This window comes from Parapedobacter sp. (genome assembly GCF_035556095.1).
Taxonomy (GTDB): Bacteria; Bacteroidota; Bacteroidia; order Sphingobacteriales; family Sphingobacteriaceae; genus Parapedobacter.
On record NZ_DATMFT010000022.1, the window covers coordinates 154,126 to 173,715 of the forward strand.

Genomic DNA, 19,590 nt, shown 5'->3' on the forward strand with positions numbered 1-19,590 from the left:
CGTAGCCGCGATTGCCCGCGAGGTTGTATCTTTGTGGCAATGCAGACATTAAAGGCGGCGAGGTCACTTATACAGAAAGACATTGTGTTAGAATGGCGGTCCAAGTACGCCATCAATGGCATCGTCCTCTATGTGGTGTCTACGGTTTTTGTCTGTTATCAAGCGTTCAAATCCGTAGACCCCACTACTTGGAATGCGTTATTCTGGATTATCCTTTTATTTGCCTCAATCAACGCAATCAACAAAAGTTTTGTGCAGGAAAGCCACGGACGGCAATTATATTATTATACAATTGCTAGCGCCCAGGCGGTTATTCTTTCCAAGATCATTTATAACATGCTTATTATGCTATTGCTTTCGTCAATAGCGTACCTTGTCTATTCCATCATCTTTCGCAATCCCCTGGGCGACCCGGTTCTCTACTTAGCAGTTGTTGCACTCGGTGCCATTGGTTTCGCAGCCGTATTTACCATGGTAGCGGCTATCAGCGCCAAGGCTGGCAATAACAGTACCCTCATGGCCATCCTCAGTTTCCCTATCATCATCCCCATGTTACTTGTACTAATCAAAGTTTCCAAAAACGCGATGGATGGGTTGGAACGCAGTGCCAGTTACGATGAGCTGATTGTGCTGGGGGCAATCAACATCATTACGATTGCCATTTCTTTGCTGTTATTTCCTTACCTTTGGAGGGATTGATCCTTCAAATAAAGGAATAAGGATATCAAGAACAGATACTTTGCTCAAAATCACATTTCAATGAAAAGATACTGGTGGAAAATACTTGCCATTTTATTAGTATTATACAGCATCATCATGGGACTGCTTGGGCATGTCCCCGCGTTGCCCATCGTCAATGAAACCATCCGCAACGTGTATTTCCATGTGCCCATGTGGTTCACCATGTTCACACTTTATATCATATCCGTAGTTTATAGCATCAAATATTTATCGTCCGCCAACCCACGACACGATCTGGTAGCTGTTGAAAGCGTGAATGTAGGCATTGTCTTCTGCGTTTTCGGACTGCTTACCGGAATGCTATGGGCCAATTTCACATGGGGAACGTTTTGGACCAATGACCCTCAACTCAATGGCGCTGCCATTGGCACATTGATGTACCTTGCCTACCTGGTGTTACGCAACGCACTAGAAGAAGAGCAAAAGCGGGCACGCATATCGGCCATATACAACATCTTCGCATTCCCGATTCTGATTGTATTTATGTATATCCTTCCCAAAACCACCGATTCGCTCCATCCCGGTGCGGGCGGAAATTCTGGGTTTGGCGAATTCGACCTCGATGGCTCGATGAAGGCCGTATTGTATCCGGGGGCCATTGGCTGGATACTTCTCGGTATTTGGTTGATGACATTGCGGTATCGCATGCGTAAAATGGAATATCAAAACGTTACGGCAACACTGTAAATATTGGCATAGTATCAATCATAAACCGATTAAACGGAAAAAATCAACAACGTTTATCACAAAACGATATGAAAAAGACAATTCTTTTTTTGCTATTAGTTATCAATGGGTTAATGTGTAGTTTTGCCCAATCAAGCACCGGGGTAGAGATGGCCACGGGTTTGCGCAGTTCGGGCAAGATTTATGTGGTGGTAGCTGTTTTGGCCGTGCTTTTCATTGGGCTGGCCATTTATCTATTTACCATCGACAAAAAGCTTTCGCGATTGGAAAAACAACAGGAGCGGTAGTGATAAGGGCGTTAGCTTCCGAGCTGTGCGCGATATTACCCAGCAGTGCCAATCCATCAAGTAAGCGATGACGTGGATCACCGGAGCGCACGAGGGTAATGAATAAAATCACTAAAAAGTATCTATAAATTTAAACATTGTTATGGCTAAGTCAATAGCAAAAAAAGTGCAAGAGCCCCATTTTTTTGATGATGTGTCTGCGTTCTTTGACCATGCGGCGCAATTCACCAAGCACCCCCAAGGGTTATTAGACCAAATCAAGGTGTGTAACAGCGTTTACCGATTCAGCTTCCCCTTCAGGCGGGGCGACAGCTTGGAGGTCATCAACGCTTGGCGCGTGGAGCACTCACAGCACATGTCGCCTACCAAGGGCGGCATCCGTTACAGCGATATGGTCAATGAAGATGAGGTGATGGCGCTTGCCGCATTGATGACCTTCAAATGCGCCATCGTTAATGTGCCATTCGGTGGCGCTAAGGGCGGTATAGCTATCAATCCAAAAAACTATTCCGTTGGCGAGTTGGAGAATATCACCCGGCGATACACGGTGGAGCTGATCAAGAAGAACTTTATCGGCCCGGCTATCGACGTACCCGCACCGGATTACGGCACGGGCGAACGAGAGATGAGCTGGATTGCCGACACCTATACGACAATGAACCCCGGCCAACTGGATTCTTTCGCCTGTGTAACGGGTAAGCCAATATCGTTACACGGCATCGCTGGCCGGAAAGCCGCGACCGGACGTGGTGTAGCTATTGCTATTCGCGAATGCGCGGATGTAGCTGAAGACATGAAAGCAGTAGGCCTCGAGCCCGGTATCGGCGGCAAACGAGTCATTGTACAGGGGCTTGGAAATGTTGGTTATAATGCCGCGAAGGTTCTCCTTGAGTTCGGCGCCATTATCGTCGGCGTATGCGAATACGACGGGGCATTATACAATCCGGACGGGTTAGACCCCGATGCCATCCTCGAACACCGCAAAAATACCGGCTCCATACTCGGTTATAAGAAAGCCAAGAAATCGTTTAAAACACCAGCGGAGGGATTAGAACAACCCTGCGACATTCTCGTGCCTGCCGCGTTGGAGAATCAGCTGACGGAGGAAAATATCGGCCGCATCCAAGCCAAAATCATCGCCGAAGGTGCAAACGGCCCAACAACCCCGGGCGCAGCTGCTGCTTTCGTCAAAAAGGGGGGCATCATCATCCCCGATATGTATTGCAATGCCGGTGGGGTAACCGTATCGTATTTCGAATGGTTGAAAAACTTGTCGCACGTATCTTTTGGCCGTATGGACAAGCGATATGAAGAAATGTCTAACCAAAACCTGATCAATACAGTCGAGGCGATGACTGGCAAGTCGCTTACCCAAGCCGAACGCATGACCATCGTCAAAGGGGCTGACGAGCTTGAACTCGTCAATTCCGGGTTGGAAGATACCATGATTCGGGCGTACCATGAAATCCGGGAAATCCGGAATTCCAACAATGCTATCGATACCCTCCGGACCGCTGCGTTGGTAGGTTCAATTAATAAAATTGCCGTTTCCTATCAAAATCTGGGAATCTGGCCATAATCAATTTTTGTATTCCACCCATATATTCCTAGCCGGAATCTAGGGGTGGATGTTTACTTTTTTTAACATTTTATTAAACAAAATAATTTAGGTTTTTTGAAACAAAGCATCTATTTTTATGGTTTTGTAAAAGACTAACGAAAACACGGAGCCTATGTTCCGCGAACAGCATTACTCGGATATATTCCAAGCACTACCTACTCCGTGCGTGGTGGTTCTTCCTAATGCCCCTCATTTTACAGTTATCAACGTTAGCGACGCGTATTTAGAGATAACAAATATCCGTCGGAAGGACATGATTGGCAACGGATTTTTTGAAGTTTTCCCAACCAATCCTTATCAAAACGATACCATTTGGCGGAATGTCTTCGACGAGGTTATCCAATCGAAAAAAACCTGCAAAGTGCCACCGCAAAAATACGCTTTCCCCACAGCAGATGTGCCAGCACGGCTCGATATGATGTATCTTGAGGTGGTTAACACCCCGGTCTTTGACGATAAGGGCGAAATCAAGTTTATCATCCGTTCGATGACTGATGTTACCGCCACTGTGCACGACGAAAAATTCTTTGAAGAAACACAACGTACCGCGCGCATTGGCAGCTGGGAGGTTAACATGGCCCATCAAACGGTCGTGTGGTCAGAAGGATTACGTGACATTTATGAGGTGGGGCCTGATTTTAATCCGGGTTTTCGGGTGCTCGAAGAATTTTATCCCGACGCTAATGCCCGACGTGCGTTCGAAGAGGCTTTTGTGAAAGCAATTGAAGACGGTAATGTCTTTCGTCTTACACTCCCTATGGTCACCGCAAAAGGTAATGACCGTTGGCTGTCGATTGTAGGTAAGTCGGACCTGGTAGGCGGAACATGCGTCCGCATTTATGGCATTGCGCAAGATATCACCGACAGCAAACGCCTTACCTGTTTGGATGATCTGGAAAAAACAGTATTGGAGCTGATTGCTCAGCCAAACACTTCCCTTATGGCCGTTTTGTCAACCTATATCCTGGGCATCGAGGGTCTTTTCAACGGCATGTATTGCTCCATATTGGGCGTTCAGAACAATCGGTTGGTCAATTGGGTAGCCCCTTCTCTGCCTGAGGTCTATAACGCAATCATCAATGACATTCCTATTAGCGATAACCTGGGCTCTTGCGGTACAGCAGCCTATCGTAAGGAACGTATTATTGTCAGCGACATTTCCACCGATCCCAAATGGGCGAATATCCGGGATTCGGCACTTGATCATGGGCTGAAAGCCTGCTGGTCACAGCCCATTATGAATGCGCAGGGTGAGGTGACAGCCGTACTTGGCATCTATTACAAGCAGGTACGCTTTCCCAATCCGGATGAGCTTATTATCATCGACCGGATGAGTGCGTTACTTCGCATCATTATCGAGAACCGGCAAAATGCTGATCGAGCACGAGAAGCTGCAACCATGATGGCGCAGGGTCAGGAACTTGCCCGCTTCGGCAATTGGCAACTTGATCTGGAAACCAATCGGCACACCTGGTCGCCGGTATTATGCGATATCTACGGTGTCGACCCTACCGTATGCGTGCCCAGTTATACCAATTACCTCGCCCTTGTACATCCAGATGATCGGGGGCGGGTGGAACAACTGGTTGGGCAAATCTTCGAAACCCACCAAGACACCGTATTTGAGGAGCGGATTATCCGTCCTGACGGCGAGGTACGCCATCTTCGATCTTGGACACGATTGGTAATGAACGAAGATCAGAAACCAGCGAAATTATTCGGTGCATGCTTGGATGTTACGGAGAGCAAGCAAGCCGAACTGAAGTTGAAACAACTGCACACTCAACTGGAGAAGCACCTCAAAGAAGTAGAGCAATCCGAACAAAAGTATAGCGACCTTTTCCATCTCAGCCCACAGCCCATGTGGGTATATGACTTAGCGACCTATCGCTTCCTTGATGTCAATGCAGCAGCAATTACCCATTACCGATATACGCGTGAGGAGTTTTTATCGATGTCCCTTATGGACATTCGGCCACCGGAAGAAATACCCAAGCTGAAGGCTTCGGTTGAACAATCACGGCATTACGATAGGCTGTTTTTTAAAGGTACATTCAAGCACCGTAAGAAAAATGGAGAAATCATCCAAGTCGATATACAAAGTAATATCATCCAGTTCCACGGACGAAGAGCCGAGCTGGTTTTGGCAAATGATATCACCGAAAAACTGTATCACATCGAAGCCATCGAAGCGCAAAACAATAAACTGCAGGAAATAGCTTGGATGCAGTCGCATCTAGTCCGGGCCCCACTCGCTCGAATTATGGGATTAATCGATCTTATCCAGAACTGCCTTTCGCCGGGCATAGATCATGATCAGCTACTGCGCGCAATCCATGAGTCTGCTATCGAATTGGACGAAGTATTGGGAGACATCACTGAAAAAGCAGAGCAAATCAACCTCACTGATTAGTAAATTTATGGAATTACGTGTGCTTGTCATAGACGACGATACAATCTTTAACTTGATGGCCGACGTCATTCTACGCGACCTCGGCATCACGACACAGCCACAGTGTTTCACCAGCGGGCAAGAAGCGCTAGCATATATCAGCCAGCATGACCATGCGGATATAACCTATCTCCTCTTCCTCGACATCAACATGCCAATAATGACCGGATGGGAAGTATTGGATTGCCTACAATCAATGCCACATCACCACCGTATACACGTCGTTATTGTTACCTCATCCATCAATCGAGCCGACCAAAAGGCCGCCCGAGCATCTAAATTTGTGATAGATTACATGATAAAGCCATTAAAACGGGATATACTTGCAACCCTTAAGAGCCACAAAAAAATCGCACCTTTTTTTCTCGCTAATAACTGATGGATTACCGCAATGCTTGCCACAGGATTTCCACGGGATGATAGGCTCTCCGGTTTGTTCCATCTTTGATCTGATGGCGACAGCTGGTACCTGGTGCCGCAATCAACACTTCTTGCGGCGTATCTTTTACCGTGGGCAGCAGTACCAACTCCCCTACTTTCATCGATACCTCATAATGTTCTTTCTCGTAGCCGAAAGAACCCGCCATGCCGCAACAACCAGCGGGAATCACAGATACTTCATGTCCTTCAGGGAAGGATAACATTTTCGACGTATAATCCACCAAGTGAAACGCTTTCTGATAACAATGACCGTGGAGTTTTATTTTACGCGGCGTATGTGAAAACAGGGATGGGGTGATGTTTCCGGCATCCATTTCCTGCACCAAGAACTCGTCGATTAACAATGCATGTTTAGCCAGTTTACGGGCATCGGCCAATAATGCTTCATCGGCCAGATCTAAATATTCATCGCGGAATGTAAGGATAGCCGATGGTTCGATGCCAATCAAAGGGGTTTCGGCTGTGATGGTATCTTTCAAATACTGGATATTACGATTGGCAATCGCCTTTGCCCTCCGCACCAATCCTTTCGACAAGTAGGCCCGCCCACTTTCCACGTGCTTCGTTAATTGCACATTATAACCCAGTGCCGTAAGCAACTGGTAAGCGGTTTGGCCTATCCCCACATCGTTATACTCTGTGAATTCGTCACAGAACAAATAAACGGTTCGTCCCGTTAGTGGTTGGCCTTGGCTACGGTCCTGACCACGAATCCACTTGCTTAAGGTCGTTTTCCCCACTTCTGGTAGCGACCTTTTTTGTGCGAACCCCAGTATTCCTTTTACCCATTGCGATAAGATGTCATGTTTGATTACCCAATTATATAACCTGGGCACATAAGCGGCCAATCGTTGCGATTTGGTGAAATTAGCAATTACCCAAGCGCGAAAGGGCGTACCATTTGCATCGTAATAATGCTGCAGGAACTCGGCCTTCATCTTCGTGACATCCACACCGGATGGGCATTCCGTTTTGCACGCTTTACAGCTCAGGCACAAATCCATTACCTCCTTTATTTCAGGGTGGTCGAATCGGTTCACTTTTGGCGATGCGGTGAGGTATTGCCGCAATAGGTTGGCTCGCGCGCGTGTGGTATCCTTCTCCTCCCGTGTAGCCATATACGAGGGGCACATGGTACCTCCGGTAATATGCGTCTTCCGGCAATCGCCTGAACCGGAGCATTTTTCTGAAAGGCGTAAGATACTTTCCTGCTTACTGAAATCAAATACCGTATCGATTTTCACCGTACTGGTATCCTGTTCATATCGCAAAAATTTATCCATTGGCGGCGTATCTACGATTTTGTTTGCATTAAAGACCCCGTTGGGGTCGAAAATCGCTTTCACTTGCTGTAGGAGCCCGTATACCTTTTCGCCAAGCACCGCACCGATAAATTCGCCACGGAGCCGCCCATCGCCATGCTCGCCGCTCAGGGAGCCGTTATATTTCTTCACCAGTTGGGTGGTATCTGCAAGTACCGTCCGGAAAGCCCGTTTCCCTTCATCGGTTTTCAAATTGATTAGCGGCTCCACATGCAATTCCCCCGCCCCAGCGTGGGCATAATACGAAGCATCCAATCCATGGTGGCGCAGAATATGTTGCAAATCCTCGATATATGCCGGCAAGTCTTCCGGCGCCACAGCACAGTCTTCTATGAGGTTTACCGGTTGGATGTCGCCGGGCAGGTTCCGTATCAACCCAAGGCCTGCCTTACGCACGTCCCACACCAAGTTGGTATCCGGCCCCGTAATCAAAGGGTGGGCATAGCCCAATCCTTCGCCTATCAACTCCATCTTCAACGCGTTGGCTTTGCGCTGCACTTCATCAACCGTATCGCCCCTGAATTCAACCATCAGCAGCGCGGCCGGATCACCTTCGATGAAAAACCGGTTGTACTGGTAAGTTGGATGGCCCTTGGTAAAGTCCATGATGTATTTATCCACCAATTCGGACGCTTCAGGACGGTGCCTCAGCGCAATGATGTTGGCGTACAACGACTCGCTGAGCGTGCTGCAATGTATACAGAGCAGCCCCACTTCGCTGGGCGGCAGTGGAAGCAAGTTTAGTTTCGCTTCCGTCAGGATGCCCAACGTCCCTTCCGATCCGGCAAGTAACTTGCAAAAATTGAAGGGTTGCTCGGTATCCAGCATCATATCCAGTGCGTAGCCGGTATTGCGCCGCGTGAGCGTCGGTTTAGGGTATCCTTCTTTTATAGCTTCGCGATTGGCCGGATCCGTCAACAAGTCATTCATCCGGCGGTATATATCACCTTCTCGATTCGAAGAAGTTAGTTTGTCAAACAACGCCGCATCGTCCAATGCCCGGAAAACCACTTCCGAACCGTCATCGAGGAGCACCGTCGCTTCCAACAGGTGGCTTCGCGTATCGCCCCACACGATGGAGTGTAGGCCACAAGAGTTGTTGCCCACCATACCACCCACCATGGCTCGGCTAGCTGTGGATGTTTCGGGGCCGAACATCATGCCGTATGGCCGAAGATAAGCATTAAGATCATCGCGGATAACGCCCGGCTGCACGCGTACCCACCGTTCTTCTGCATTGACCTCCAATATCTCATTAAAGTGCTTCGACACGTCCACAACGATACCGCGACCCACCACCTGTCCGGCTAAAGACGTACCCGCGGTACGCGGAATCAATGTTACCCTGTAGGTGGTGGCGAATGCAATCAGCACATTCAGATCGGCGCCATGGCGTGGTATAGCCACAGCGAGTGGAAGCTCCTGATATACCGATGCATCGGTAGCATACGCCCGGAGCAATGCGCGGTGCCCGGCAGTTTCATTGTAATAAAGAGGACCGTCCAAACGGTTTGCCAACTGCTCCAGGCCTTGTGCCATCATCATATTTCCCTGCTTATTCACGCGTTAAAGATACGTATCATCCGTTACCGGTCAGCTACTATTCCATTTCTAACACCAAATCATCCGTATTTACCAAGGTTCCCGCTGTAAGTATGACTTCCTTCACCTTACCCGATACCGCAGCAGTGACAGTAGTCTCCATTTTCATGGCTTCGATGACAAAAAGCGGCTGATTTACCGTTACAGCGTCACCTTTAGCCACAAAAACGGTCGACAGTAATCCCTGCAACGGCGACCCAACCTGCAGGGCATCGCTCAAATCCGCCTTTCTGTTTTCCTTCCGTGTTGCATTCGAGCTCGCATCGTGTATTTCGAGGTTCCGTGTTTGACCGTTCAACTTAAAGAAAACAATCCGTCTACCTTCCGCATCCGGTGGACCAATAGAGCCAAGCTTTACGAGCAGCGTTTTACCCTTAGCGATTTCGATGGTGGTTTCATCACCCGGTTCCATCCCGTATAAGAAGTACCGCGTGGGTACCACAGACACATCCCCGTATTTTCGATACGCTTTTATATAATCGGCAAATACTTTCGGATAAAACTGATAACTCAGATAATCGGTAAATTCGAGATCTTCACCAAATGTTGCCAAGAAATCGTTAAAGCCTGCTTCCATATCCAGCGGCGGCAAGTGCAAGTTGGGTCGCTCGGTATAGGCTTGCTGTCCTTTTAGCACCATCGACTGCAATTCTACTGGGAATCCGCCCTCCGGTTGGCCAATATCACCTTTGAAAAACGACACTACCGAATCGGGGAACGAAAGGGTCGCTCCTTTAGCCATCACATCTTCCGCCGTAAGGTTATTGGCTACCATATATTGGGCCATATCGCCGACCACCTTCGAGCTGGGTGTTACTTTTACAATGTCGCCGAATAATCCATTGGCCTCCCCGTAGCTACGTTTGATATCGGTAAGGCGATCGCCCAGGCCGAGAGCTGTGGCCTGTTGCCGCAGATTGGAGTATTGCCCGCCGGGTATCTCATGCTGAAAGACTTCGGCAGAGCCGGCCTTCATGCCCGACTCGAACGGCGCATAGTATGTGCGAACGGCTTCCCAATAATCACTATAGGCATTCAAACTATCCACATCAAACGGATTTTCACGCTCGTGGAAGCGCATCATTTCGACTACCGCGTTGAGGTTAGGCTGCGAAGTAAGGCCAGAAAGTGCTCCGAGCGCACAATCGACTACGTCTACACCCGCTTCGATCGCTTTGAGGTAAGTAGCTGTTTGCAGTGAAGACGTGTCATGCGTGTGTAGATGTATGGGTATCCTGACGGTGTCTTTCAACGCACCGATCAGTTCTTGCGCCGCATAAGGCTTTAGCAGGCCAGACATATCCTTTAGACCCAACATGTGCGCTCCGGCATTTTCCAAATCCTTCGCTTTGCGCAGGTAATAGTTCAGGTCGTACTTTGTACGCGACAGATCGAGAATATCACCCGTATAGCACAAGGTCCCCTCTGCAATGCCCCCCGTACGCTTCCTCACCATCTCGATGCAGGGGATGATGTTATCCATCCAGTTGAGCGAATCGAAAATCCGGAAGATGTCCACGCCGGTTTCCCAGCTTCGCTCCACAAACGCTTCAATAAGATTATCAGGATACGCAGCGTACCCTACCCCGTTGCATCCACGGATCAGCATCTGCAGTAAGATATTGGGAATGGCTTTCCGCAATTTCGCCAACCGCTGCCACGGATCCTCCATTTGGAAGCGGAGGCAGACATCAAATGTGGCGCCCCCCCATACCTCCATACTAAAAGTCTGCGGGTGCGCTTTTGCGAAGCCTGCGGCCACTTTCAGCATATCGTATGTTCGCATGCGGGTAGCCAATAACGACTGGTGCGCATCCCGTAAGGTGGTATCGGTATAATGTATCTGCTTCTCCTTTGCCAACCATTCGCAAAACCCCTCCGGACCTAGCGCTGTGAGGCGGTCTTTCGTTCCATCGGGGTATGGCGCATGTATATCGGTCGAGGGCACTCGTGGTACCTCCAATTGGGACGGCCGTGAGGCACTTTTCACATCCGGATTACCGTTTACCGATATATTACCAAGGAAATCAAGCAATTTGGTACCCCGATCCAGCCGTCCCCGGGGCTTCAAAAGCTCGGGATGGGCGGCAATAAAACCCACGGTGGCTTCGCCAGCTAGGAAAACAGAATGGGTGACAAGATTCTCCAGAAATCCAATATTATTTTTCACCCCCCGTATCCTGAATTCACGGAGTGCCCTATCCATCCGCTTGGCCGCTTCGGTTAATGTATTGCCATGGGTGCTGACTTTCACGAGCATCGAGTCGAAAAAAGGACTCACCTTCATCCCCAGGTAAGCACTCCCTTCGTCGAGCCGTACTCCGAATCCAGCTGCGTTGCGGTAAGTAATGATGGTTCCATAGTCAGGCTTAAAATCTGATGCAGGATCTTCCGTTGTAATTCGGCATTGGATAGCAAAGCCGTTTAACGGAATAGCCTGCTGGTCGCCGAGGCCAACCCGCTGGTCGGTGAGCCGGTGGCCAGAAGCAATATATAACTGCGTTTTAATCAGATCTACTCCCGTTACCAATTCGGTTACCGTATGTTCTACTTGGATACGTGGATTCACCTCGATGAAATAGACGCTGCCATTGGCATCGACCAGGAACTCTACCGTTCCCACGTTGTCGTAGACCGCTTGTTGCGCGATGGCCGTTGCATAACCATACAGCTTATCACGTGTTCCGTCGGTAAGATTCGCAGCCGGTGCCACCTCTACTACTTTTTGGAATCTGCGCTGTACCGAACAATCACGTTCGTAGAGGTGAGCCACGTTACCATGGCGGTCGCCCACTACCTGTACCTCGATATGGCGCGGGTTTTCGATGTATCGCTCCAAGAACACCGTCCCATCACCGAACGCTTTGAGCGCTTCGTTGCGGGCGCTGTTGAATGCAGTTTCCAGCTCCGCATCATTGCGTACCACACGCATGCCCCTGCCACCACCGCCAGCTGCGGCCTTCAGCATCAATGGATAGCCAATCCGGCGCGCTTCATCAAGTGCGGCCGCCACCCCATCAAGTGCCTTATCGCTGCTTTCGATAATGGGTACGCCCGCTTTCTGGGCTACTTCTTTGGCTTTCACCTTATCGCCCAGCATATCCATTACCGTTGGCGTTGGTCCAACGAATACGATACCTTCGTCTGCGCAACGGCGGGCGAACGCTGCATTCTCCGATAAAAAACCATAACCCGGATGTATTGCATCGGCACCACTTTCCTTGGCGATGTCAATGATGGCTTCGATATCGAGGTACGGTTTCAACGGTTCGTGGTCATCGCCCACTTGGTACGCTTCATCCGACTTGTACCGATGCAGCGAATACCGGTCTTCAAATGTATAGATTGCTACCGTTCCGATTCCCAACTCGTTGCATGCGCGGCTGATGCGTATAGCGATTTCACCACGATTCGCGATGAGTACCTTTTTGATGTTCATGGATTCCATTCTTTTTTATGCCGGTTCGCACACCTGCTTTTGCTCGCCCAACCCGTCGATACCCAACTCCACGGTGTCACCGACCTTGAGATACTGGGGTGGCTTCATACCTAATCCCACACCCGCTGGTGTACCTGTAAGGACCAAATCACCGGCTTCCAATGTCATGAATTGCGAAAGGTAGTGAATAATGTAATATACATCGAAGATCAGATTCTTGGTGTTGCCGTTCTGCATGGTCTGGCCATTCACGCTGAGTTGCAGGCGCAGGTTGTGCACATCGGCTACCTCATCTGCCGTGAGTAGCCAAGGGCCCGTGGGGCTGAAGTTATCGCACGACTTCCCTTTCGTCCATTGACCGCCACGCTCCAGTTGGAACGCTCGCTCGGACACGTCGTTCACTACCGTGTATCCCGCAATATAGTCCTTTGCTTCTGCCTGGGTTTGCAGGTAACGTGCATCCCTACCGATGACCACGCCCAATTCTACTTCCCAGTCCGTTTTTTCACTACTACGCGGTATAATAATCGAATCGTACGGTCCGACTACGGTATTCGCTCCTTTCTGGAAAACGATCGGCTCCTTTGGGATTTCCATATTGGACTCCTTGGCGTGGTCAGAATAGTTCAGCCCAATACAGATGACTTTACCCGGCCGGGCAACAGGTGCTGCCCACCGTTCGTTTTCCGCTACGGCCGTAGGACGCGAATTGATTGATAGGTACTCCTTAACCCTTTCTAAGCCACCATCGTTGAAGAAGGTTCTGTCCCAATCGCTAAAGCGGCCAGATAAGTCTCTTCTTACGTTGTGTTCATCCAAAATACCCGGGCGCTCAGCTCCAGGATTACCAAAACGGATTAATCTCATGATGTTTATAAATTTATATATCGATTCCTAAATAATTATTGACCAGCACCATCATTCGTCTCAAAACTAGCAAACACTTATCGGCCTATCCCCATGATGGTAAGATAAGCAGTGGTTTTGATAAGATAGGGTAATACGTGCTAAATGGTATTCGTTAGCTTATGCTTCAGTGAATACACAGCAGGAGACAAATATAAATGACAAAATATCCGCAAACCCATACGAGGTTTGCGGATATTGATACGTATTTGCTTTGTGGAATCAGCTACTATGGCATTGGAACAGGGCTGCCAAACCCCTTATTCTTTTATCGAAAAACTGCTTTCACTGCCTCTAGGTACGCCATACCGCTCACGGTATCGGGCTCCAAATAACTGCCCTCGGTCCACTCGTTCCAACAGTTGATATTGAGCATACGTGGCCCGTCAGGGTTGGCCAGCAACCGGTCTTTTGTCAGCTGCAATGCTGCTTTGAAATTCTCGGGTGTGTTGTTGCCGATGGTATTCATATAGGGGTACTCATCCGTTTGCCAGGGAACATTCACATCGCATCGCGGTGTAGCATCCCAGCCCATTGTCACATTCGGATAATACGGTACGCCATATTCTTCTTCTACACGTTCCCAATGTGCAACATACGCATCGCGCACCACGTTGTAGTCGGTCTGCACTTCCGGCAAGTCGACATGGTGTATCCATACGTACGATGTTGCCGAATCAAAGCCGAGTTCACGGATTAACCCAGGCGTATTCACAGGCACCTCTTCTCCTGGAAGGATTGGAGCACCCCACGCTACTAGATTCCAGTGGATACCTCCAAGCCCCGCAGCAACGGCCTTGTCGCGTAGGCGATCCATGGCTGCCTTTGCGGCTTCCACAGTCCCAAATCCTTCGATAAAACGTTGCACATCATATACGGAAAAATAAGGCTTCCCGTCAATCTTCAGGTAATTGGCCTGTTGGAAGTAGCGTTCGATCAGGTGGTCGCCTATTTCTTCAAACCGCTCCGGCGACACCTTGCCGGGATATAATATCTTATGCTCTTCCCCATACGTATACGGATGGATATCCATCCAATCGTGGTTGGCCCACATAAGCGCGAAATTGATTTTATCTGTATTTTCCGCTTTCAAGAACCCTTCATCAAGTGCTTTCTCAAGAAACGGCTCATCTTCGTACATGTACCAATCGAAGATGAAACAATTCACCCCGTGGTCAACCGCCGTCTGTATTTTCTTGGCCATTACTGCCGGATCTTTCTCATCGAGGTACCCCCACTCGGGCACCAATGGCTGCCGATGGCCTTCAAAACGTGGAGTGGCTGTTTTCACCAATTCCCACTCGGACCAATTCGGGCCCTTTTCCGGATTTTGGGAATGCCGCGCATCTCCCGTATGGTAATTGGGAAAATAATAGGCTGCCACGATCAGTTCATCGCCCTGCGCCTGCTTTTGCTCTTGCGGCGCGCCGCATGCCATCATCAAAACCCCGGCAGATATCGCCGACAACCTACTCCATTTATTCTTCATTAGTATCTTTATTTAAGTGTTGCCAAAAATAACTAATATTCATCACCATTCAACCTCAACAAATAAACCCAATCGTTCTCGTCCGGCTTCTCGGGCAGCACATACTCTCCCCTGCGGTTGGGCGTAACGATCGCATCAGCAGCATTGCGGTAGGTTCCGTTCCGCGGGTTGTACCATAGCGCGGTATAGGTTGCGCCGGCACGTAAGTTTTTCAATACGCCTGATAACGGAGCGTTCGCATTGCTGTAAAGCACATAGGTCTTGTCCGCATCCGATGAGAGGAAATGCTTGTCCTGGTCCATACCCGTTACATATTGGGCATCGTCAAACCGAGGTACCAGCATGTGGAAATCCAATGACTGGTAGAAGTCCTTAAGATAGGTCATCTGGAACGATCCAGGTAGGTCTATAGCCTCGTACCAGCTTAGCTTCGACCAGGCCTCCCAGCCTTGTCCGTCGCCCGATTCCCAGTTCATCGCCCATATTCCCGAAGCACCGTACGTATACCCATAGCTACCCGACTGTAAGGCCCGCCAAGCCGTCTCACGTACCCGCTCAGCAGCTATAGGTTCCGGCCAATGTAATTGCTCGTAATTAGCTTCGGTTTCGACATAAGGTTTCCTCGGGGTCGCATTCCAGTATTTTTCATAATAGGCTTGGGTCTGGTTTTCGGCCGAATTGTCTTTAAGGTGACCGCCCTGCATGGCCCAGAACTGATGCCATTCCAAGTCTTTCATTTCATTGAAGCTGGGGTACTTACCCGGATAATCACGGTCAGTATGCATGGAAAGCGGCCTATGGTAACCATCAAGCCGGCCGATGAGCTGTGCCACTTTCTTCCATTTGTCATATGCGCCATTGTCTGGCACGGCATTTACTTCTTGTGCAGTGATCCAGATGACCGGATAGGCGGCATACCGAGCAACCAGATACCTTGCCCAGTGCAACAATGTCTTCTCATGCATGGCATCTGCATTTGCCTGATGTACACCGAAACCCAACGCAATCGTCATCCCCTGATCGGCGAGGTAATTCATCATCACATCGAAGTTTTCACGGAATGCCGCTGGGTTAATCCGGATCGCGTCAGGCTCGTTGAGCAGTTTGGTGCGATCGTCCCACCAGTTATAGCGTCGCGGGTTGCCACCGCCGTCGTTCTCTGCGGCATCCGGGTAGGTTTGGTAGATGGTGAACCCCTTCGCAATACGGTTATTTACTAAGTGTTTGAATTGGCTATTCCCGCAGGCCCCGTCACAATCCGATGCATTACATTCTTCCAGTCGTTCGTAATCGGGCGCCTGCCAATGGGTGTCCCCCAGCCAAAAGAATGGGTGCCCATCGGCATAGCTAAACATACGGCCATTATCAGCAATACGTACAAAGCCGCGGAGGTCTAACTCGGTGTTTCCTTTATTAACAATCCCCATCAGTTCACCTGCCTTATGTAAGCCACTATTGCTATCGTCGCTAGCTGTAATATTATATTTCCATTTACCGGTTCTATTCGGTGAAAAACGGACCACCCATTGATTGCCCCCATCCCAATAGCCTGGCAATGTAATTACCGCACCCGATTCGTGGGTAAAAACCGCGTCGACGGTGACATCAAGAAAAGGGTTTACATAATTGTCTGAACTAGTTAATTTCAAATCAATTCGTTCCCATATTTCCACCTGCGGCAAACTATCGGTTTGGGCTAAGGAGACAAAAAAGGATGAAAAAGTAAGGGCAACCGCGAAAACCCACCTATAATATTCTCGGAAGCATTTAAAGTGTGTTCGCGTTCCAAAACGGATTAGTCTCATAATGTATCTAAACTGATATATCGATTCGCAAAGTAACAAAATAAATCACTACTGACCGGATAATAGTATCACGTCAGCGTCCCAAAACAAAGAATATATTGTAAACCTCTTTTGTTTCGAGCAACCAATAAAAAGCGTTCAAGTGTCTTACGTCACTTCGGTCTTGTGTAAATCCATCTGTCGTGAGTAAATATTTAGGATAGTTGTCGCGATTTTTTCCAATTTTCGTAATGGAGATATTTTATGCTCGTGTCAATTTCTCTTGCAGTCCAATATTCTTTGAACGAATAATGTGGCTAATTCCTCACTCAACAAAAACACATTTGAACCTGTGATGTAGACGTCTGTATTTTTTGACGCAAAAAGTCCGTCCACGAATTTTTCAAATTGTGGAATGTTTTGCACTTCGTCTAAAAAAATATAGTTGGGTTTATCGACTTATAGTTTTTTCTTGATAATTTATAAAGCATTTTCTTATTGTGAATAACGCTCTTCAAAATGCACCCAGGAAGACACCGGTTCTTCATCACTTGCCTCCTTCCGTTCTATCTTTCCCACAACGGCCAATTCGTCATCAATGACAGTTGCCTCCAAGTCTGCCAAAAAACCTTTTGGCACCAACAGTACCGGTGCCATACGGGGCATCCCGTTGCCATAGACCATCAATGTATCGCGCGAGACTACATATATCGTATCACTCTCCTCCTCCTGTAAGTAACCGCCGTCAAACAGTTCGCCGTGCATAAATAGCCTATTATACTGCTTGGTCATGAGCCAATAAAAATCGTCCATCGGCTGTCCGTGGTAATCCGTCCAAACACGAAGAATAGTTGGATGCTCAGCAGCGGCAGATGCATCCAGGCGGGCAGGTTCTACACTGGTATGTTCCCAACTTTCATTGAAACTATTTACCCATACACTTGCCGGAGCATATTTAAGCACCCGCACCCAAAGACTTCTGTAAAAATCACCTTGTTCCCGCGCTACATCATTCAAATTGCCCACACCATTCCAAAACCCCGGGCTTACTGCCATGACTTCATTGCCTACCGGATTAGCACCTTTGTCTAGCAAAGGCCAACCATAGGTATTGCTGTACTCCGCTTCGTCTTTGACCTGATTGAACATCCACCTCACGGTAAACTTCTGAAAAAACGGCATCGATTGGACATTTTCTAGCATATTGGCCCGATTCGGCAGAAATTCCACGAAGTGCACCATAAACGGCTTACCATCCTGATGATAGTAAGCATCTTTATGCGGTTCGTAAAATTCCTCCCACGTACGTCTGGATTCATCCTCACACCGCACAACCGCCGCAGCATCGTCCAATCCCCTACTTGTTCCCATAGCGATACAGAAATACATGTGGTGCTGGTCTGCAGAGCGATGGGCATTCCAGTTTTCTAAGCGTTCTATCAACTTCTTCGCACGATTGTCGACCCACGGATGGTTGCCGTTTGTAATGTCGAGCATGATGTAGGTAAAACCAGCATCATGTATCCACCGTATCTGTTCGTCAAGCACGGCCGGATCACCGGCATCATATCTACCCAACGTAGGCGTGTATACATTTCCCCATGCATCCCATGTATTGTATTCCGGTGCCGATTTTGTCTTCGTTTTATCCGTGTTTGCCAAGGATAGCCATTCATCTGCAGACACCACCGTTGCAACCACTTCACCCGCGTTGAGTTTACCGATCATTCTTGCTTTCGGGGCCGGTTTATTACCCCGCGATACCATGGTAGCCGGACGATGACCCGCAATCCAGAGGTGATCTGCTTCCGCAAATCCAGCATCTTGGGCGTATGCGACCCACCAGTTTCCATTGGTGTAATAAGCAATATCCGCCTTACCATCTTGATCGATATCGTACGCGAATGCTTCTTCAGCTCCTACGCCAAACCCGTTTTTCCAGATACCCTCGTCTGTGAACCCTGCTCCGGTGGACAGCGCAACCGACCATATGCTAGCAGTTTTCTCAAATGCAAGCGCATCTGCTTTACCATCGCCATTTACATCGGCAAGCAATTGGGCGTCTGCAGTGTGCCCAAACTCTCCAATCCAAGGGGAAAAACCACCGAACATATCCGCACCATCTGAAACGCCCACGTACCATGCACCAACGAGCCCCGTATGGAAATAAATAATTGCGTCGTCTTTTCCGTCACCATTTACGTCGGCCAAAAACAGCTTGGTTGACCCTACCCCATTGCCTACCGACCAAATACTGGGCGCTGAAAACCGATCGCCTTCTGAAAGCGACACGTACCAATTTCCATCATCCGGATCAAATAATATCGCGTCTGTTTTTCCATCTCCGTTTACGTCACCCATAAGCACCCGCTTGTTCCCTGTATCAAGCGCGTCATAAGTGAGCAGTAAATTTGGTGTTGAGAATAACACCCCGTCGGAAAAAGCACCCAACCATTCGCCGTCTTCAAAAACAACGGCGTCGTCCTTACCATCGCCATTGACATCCTTAAAAAATAAGAAGTCGGCCTCGAGACCAAATCCAGAAAGCCGCTTATCCGGCCCCTCGCTGGCAAAAATCGTCGAATAAAATATCCCCGAATTTTTTGGCGGGTCGACCTCCTGTGCGCCACCGGTAATTACGCTTAACAGTACAATAGCCAATGTCTGTAGTTTTTTCACTGAATCTCGCATAATCGCAAATGCCGACTTTACTCGGGCAATAGTGATTTTATAATAATATAAAAGCTATTTCTACCAATACACACCGTTGAAATTCAACAGCTTTTCGCGAAATATCTCAATTTGATGAGGTATATCTG

General features: G+C 48.7%; 13 protein-coding genes. 6 read left to right on the top strand and 7 right to left on the bottom strand.

What is annotated here, in order from left to right:
• Window positions 1-39 precede the first annotated feature (39 nt).
• The 6 genes from VNQ80_RS14575 (at window position 40) to VNQ80_RS14600 (ending at window position 6,167) form a co-directional block, all read left to right on the top strand.
• Window positions 40-699 (top strand): heme exporter protein CcmB, encoded by a 660-nt coding sequence (locus VNQ80_RS14575; protein ID WP_325639886.1) that lies wholly within the window; start codon window positions 40-42, stop codon window positions 697-699.
• A 60-nt stretch (window positions 700-759) separates the two neighbouring features.
• The gene (locus tag VNQ80_RS14580) at window positions 760-1,428 is read left to right on the top strand and encodes a cytochrome c biogenesis protein (protein ID WP_325639888.1); all 669 of its coding nucleotides are present in this window, start codon (window positions 760-762) and stop codon (window positions 1,426-1,428) included.
• A 68-nt stretch (window positions 1,429-1,496) separates the two neighbouring features.
• Window positions 1,497-1,715, top strand: a complete 219-nt coding sequence (locus VNQ80_RS14585) for a CcmD family protein (protein ID WP_325639890.1) — start codon at window positions 1,497-1,499, stop codon at window positions 1,713-1,715.
• A gap of 142 nt (window positions 1,716-1,857) precedes the next feature.
• Entirely contained in the window at window positions 1,858-3,294 is a 1,437-nt protein-coding gene (locus VNQ80_RS14590) for a Glu/Leu/Phe/Val dehydrogenase (protein ID WP_325639892.1), read from the top strand.
• A 154-nt stretch (window positions 3,295-3,448) separates the two neighbouring features.
• Window positions 3,449-5,749 (top strand): PAS domain S-box protein, encoded by a 2,301-nt coding sequence (locus VNQ80_RS14595; protein WP_325639894.1) that lies wholly within the window; start codon window positions 3,449-3,451, stop codon window positions 5,747-5,749.
• Window positions 5,750-5,756: 7 nt separating this feature from the next.
• Complete coding sequence (locus VNQ80_RS14600; RefSeq protein ID WP_325639896.1) at window positions 5,757-6,167, top strand: response regulator; 411 nt, start codon at window positions 5,757-5,759, stop codon at window positions 6,165-6,167.
• Between the two features lie 4 nt (window positions 6,168-6,171).
• Here VNQ80_RS14600 and VNQ80_RS14605 read toward each other — a convergent pair whose 3' ends face one another.
• The 7 genes from VNQ80_RS14605 to VNQ80_RS14630 form a co-directional block, all read right to left on the bottom strand.
• On the bottom strand, window positions 6,172-9,096 hold the full coding sequence (locus VNQ80_RS14605) for an FAD-binding and (Fe-S)-binding domain-containing protein (RefSeq protein WP_325639898.1): 2,925 nt from the start codon (window positions 9,094-9,096) through the stop codon (window positions 6,172-6,174).
• A 55-nt stretch (window positions 9,097-9,151) separates the two neighbouring features.
• A complete protein-coding gene (locus tag VNQ80_RS14610; protein WP_325639900.1) occupies window positions 9,152-12,592 on the bottom strand; it encodes a pyruvate carboxylase in 3,441 nt (1,146 codons plus the stop codon).
• Window positions 12,593-12,607: 15 nt separating this feature from the next.
• The gene (locus VNQ80_RS14615; protein WP_325639902.1) at window positions 12,608-13,459 is read right to left on the bottom strand and encodes a fumarylacetoacetate hydrolase family protein; all 852 of its coding nucleotides are present in this window, start codon (window positions 13,457-13,459) and stop codon (window positions 12,608-12,610) included.
• A gap of 307 nt (window positions 13,460-13,766) precedes the next feature.
• The gene (locus VNQ80_RS14620; protein ID WP_325639904.1) at window positions 13,767-14,987 is read right to left on the bottom strand and encodes a glycoside hydrolase family 99-like domain-containing protein; all 1,221 of its coding nucleotides are present in this window, start codon (window positions 14,985-14,987) and stop codon (window positions 13,767-13,769) included.
• Between the two features lie 32 nt (window positions 14,988-15,019).
• Window positions 15,020-16,792 (bottom strand): DUF4038 domain-containing protein, encoded by a 1,773-nt coding sequence (locus VNQ80_RS14625; RefSeq protein WP_325639906.1) that lies wholly within the window; start codon window positions 16,790-16,792, stop codon window positions 15,020-15,022.
• Between the two features lie 252 nt (window positions 16,793-17,044).
• Complete coding sequence (locus VNQ80_RS20915; protein WP_349255657.1) at window positions 17,045-17,212, bottom strand: AAA family ATPase; 168 nt, start codon at window positions 17,210-17,212, stop codon at window positions 17,045-17,047.
• A 54-nt stretch (window positions 17,213-17,266) separates the two neighbouring features.
• On the bottom strand, window positions 17,267-19,462 hold the full coding sequence (locus tag VNQ80_RS14630) for an FG-GAP-like repeat-containing protein (protein WP_325639908.1): 2,196 nt from the start codon (window positions 19,460-19,462) through the stop codon (window positions 17,267-17,269).
• Between the last annotated feature and the right edge of the window lie 128 nt (window positions 19,463-19,590).

Excerpts from the sequence above, each read along its gene's own strand:
- VNQ80_RS14575 (WP_325639886.1), top strand. The coding sequence starts at position 40 with ATGCAGACATTAAAGGCGGCGAGGTCACTTATACAGAAAGACATTGTG.
- VNQ80_RS14580 (WP_325639888.1), top strand. The coding sequence starts at position 760 with ATGAAAAGATACTGGTGGAAAATACTTGCCATTTTATTAGTATTATAC.
- VNQ80_RS14585 (WP_325639890.1), top strand. The coding sequence starts at position 1,497 with ATGAAAAAGACAATTCTTTTTTTGCTATTAGTTATCAATGGGTTAATG.
- VNQ80_RS14590 (WP_325639892.1), top strand. The coding sequence starts at position 1,858 with ATGGCTAAGTCAATAGCAAAAAAAGTGCAAGAGCCCCATTTTTTTGAT.
- VNQ80_RS14595 (WP_325639894.1), top strand. The coding sequence starts at position 3,449 with ATGTTCCGCGAACAGCATTACTCGGATATATTCCAAGCACTACCTACT.
- VNQ80_RS14600 (WP_325639896.1), top strand. The coding sequence starts at position 5,757 with ATGGAATTACGTGTGCTTGTCATAGACGACGATACAATCTTTAACTTG.
- VNQ80_RS14605 (WP_325639898.1), bottom strand. The coding sequence starts at position 9,096 with ATGATGATGGCACAAGGCCTGGAGCAGTTGGCAAACCGTTTGGACGGT.
- VNQ80_RS14610 (WP_325639900.1), bottom strand. The coding sequence starts at position 12,592 with ATGAACATCAAAAAGGTACTCATCGCGAATCGTGGTGAAATCGCTATA.
- VNQ80_RS14615 (WP_325639902.1), bottom strand. The coding sequence starts at position 13,459 with ATGAGATTAATCCGTTTTGGTAATCCTGGAGCTGAGCGCCCGGGTATT.
- VNQ80_RS14620 (WP_325639904.1), bottom strand. The coding sequence starts at position 14,987 with ATGAAGAATAAATGGAGTAGGTTGTCGGCGATATCTGCCGGGGTTTTG.
- VNQ80_RS14625 (WP_325639906.1), bottom strand. The coding sequence starts at position 16,792 with ATGAGACTAATCCGTTTTGGAACGCGAACACACTTTAAATGCTTCCGA.
- VNQ80_RS14630 (WP_325639908.1), bottom strand. The coding sequence starts at position 19,462 with ATGCGAGATTCAGTGAAAAAACTACAGACATTGGCTATTGTACTGTTA.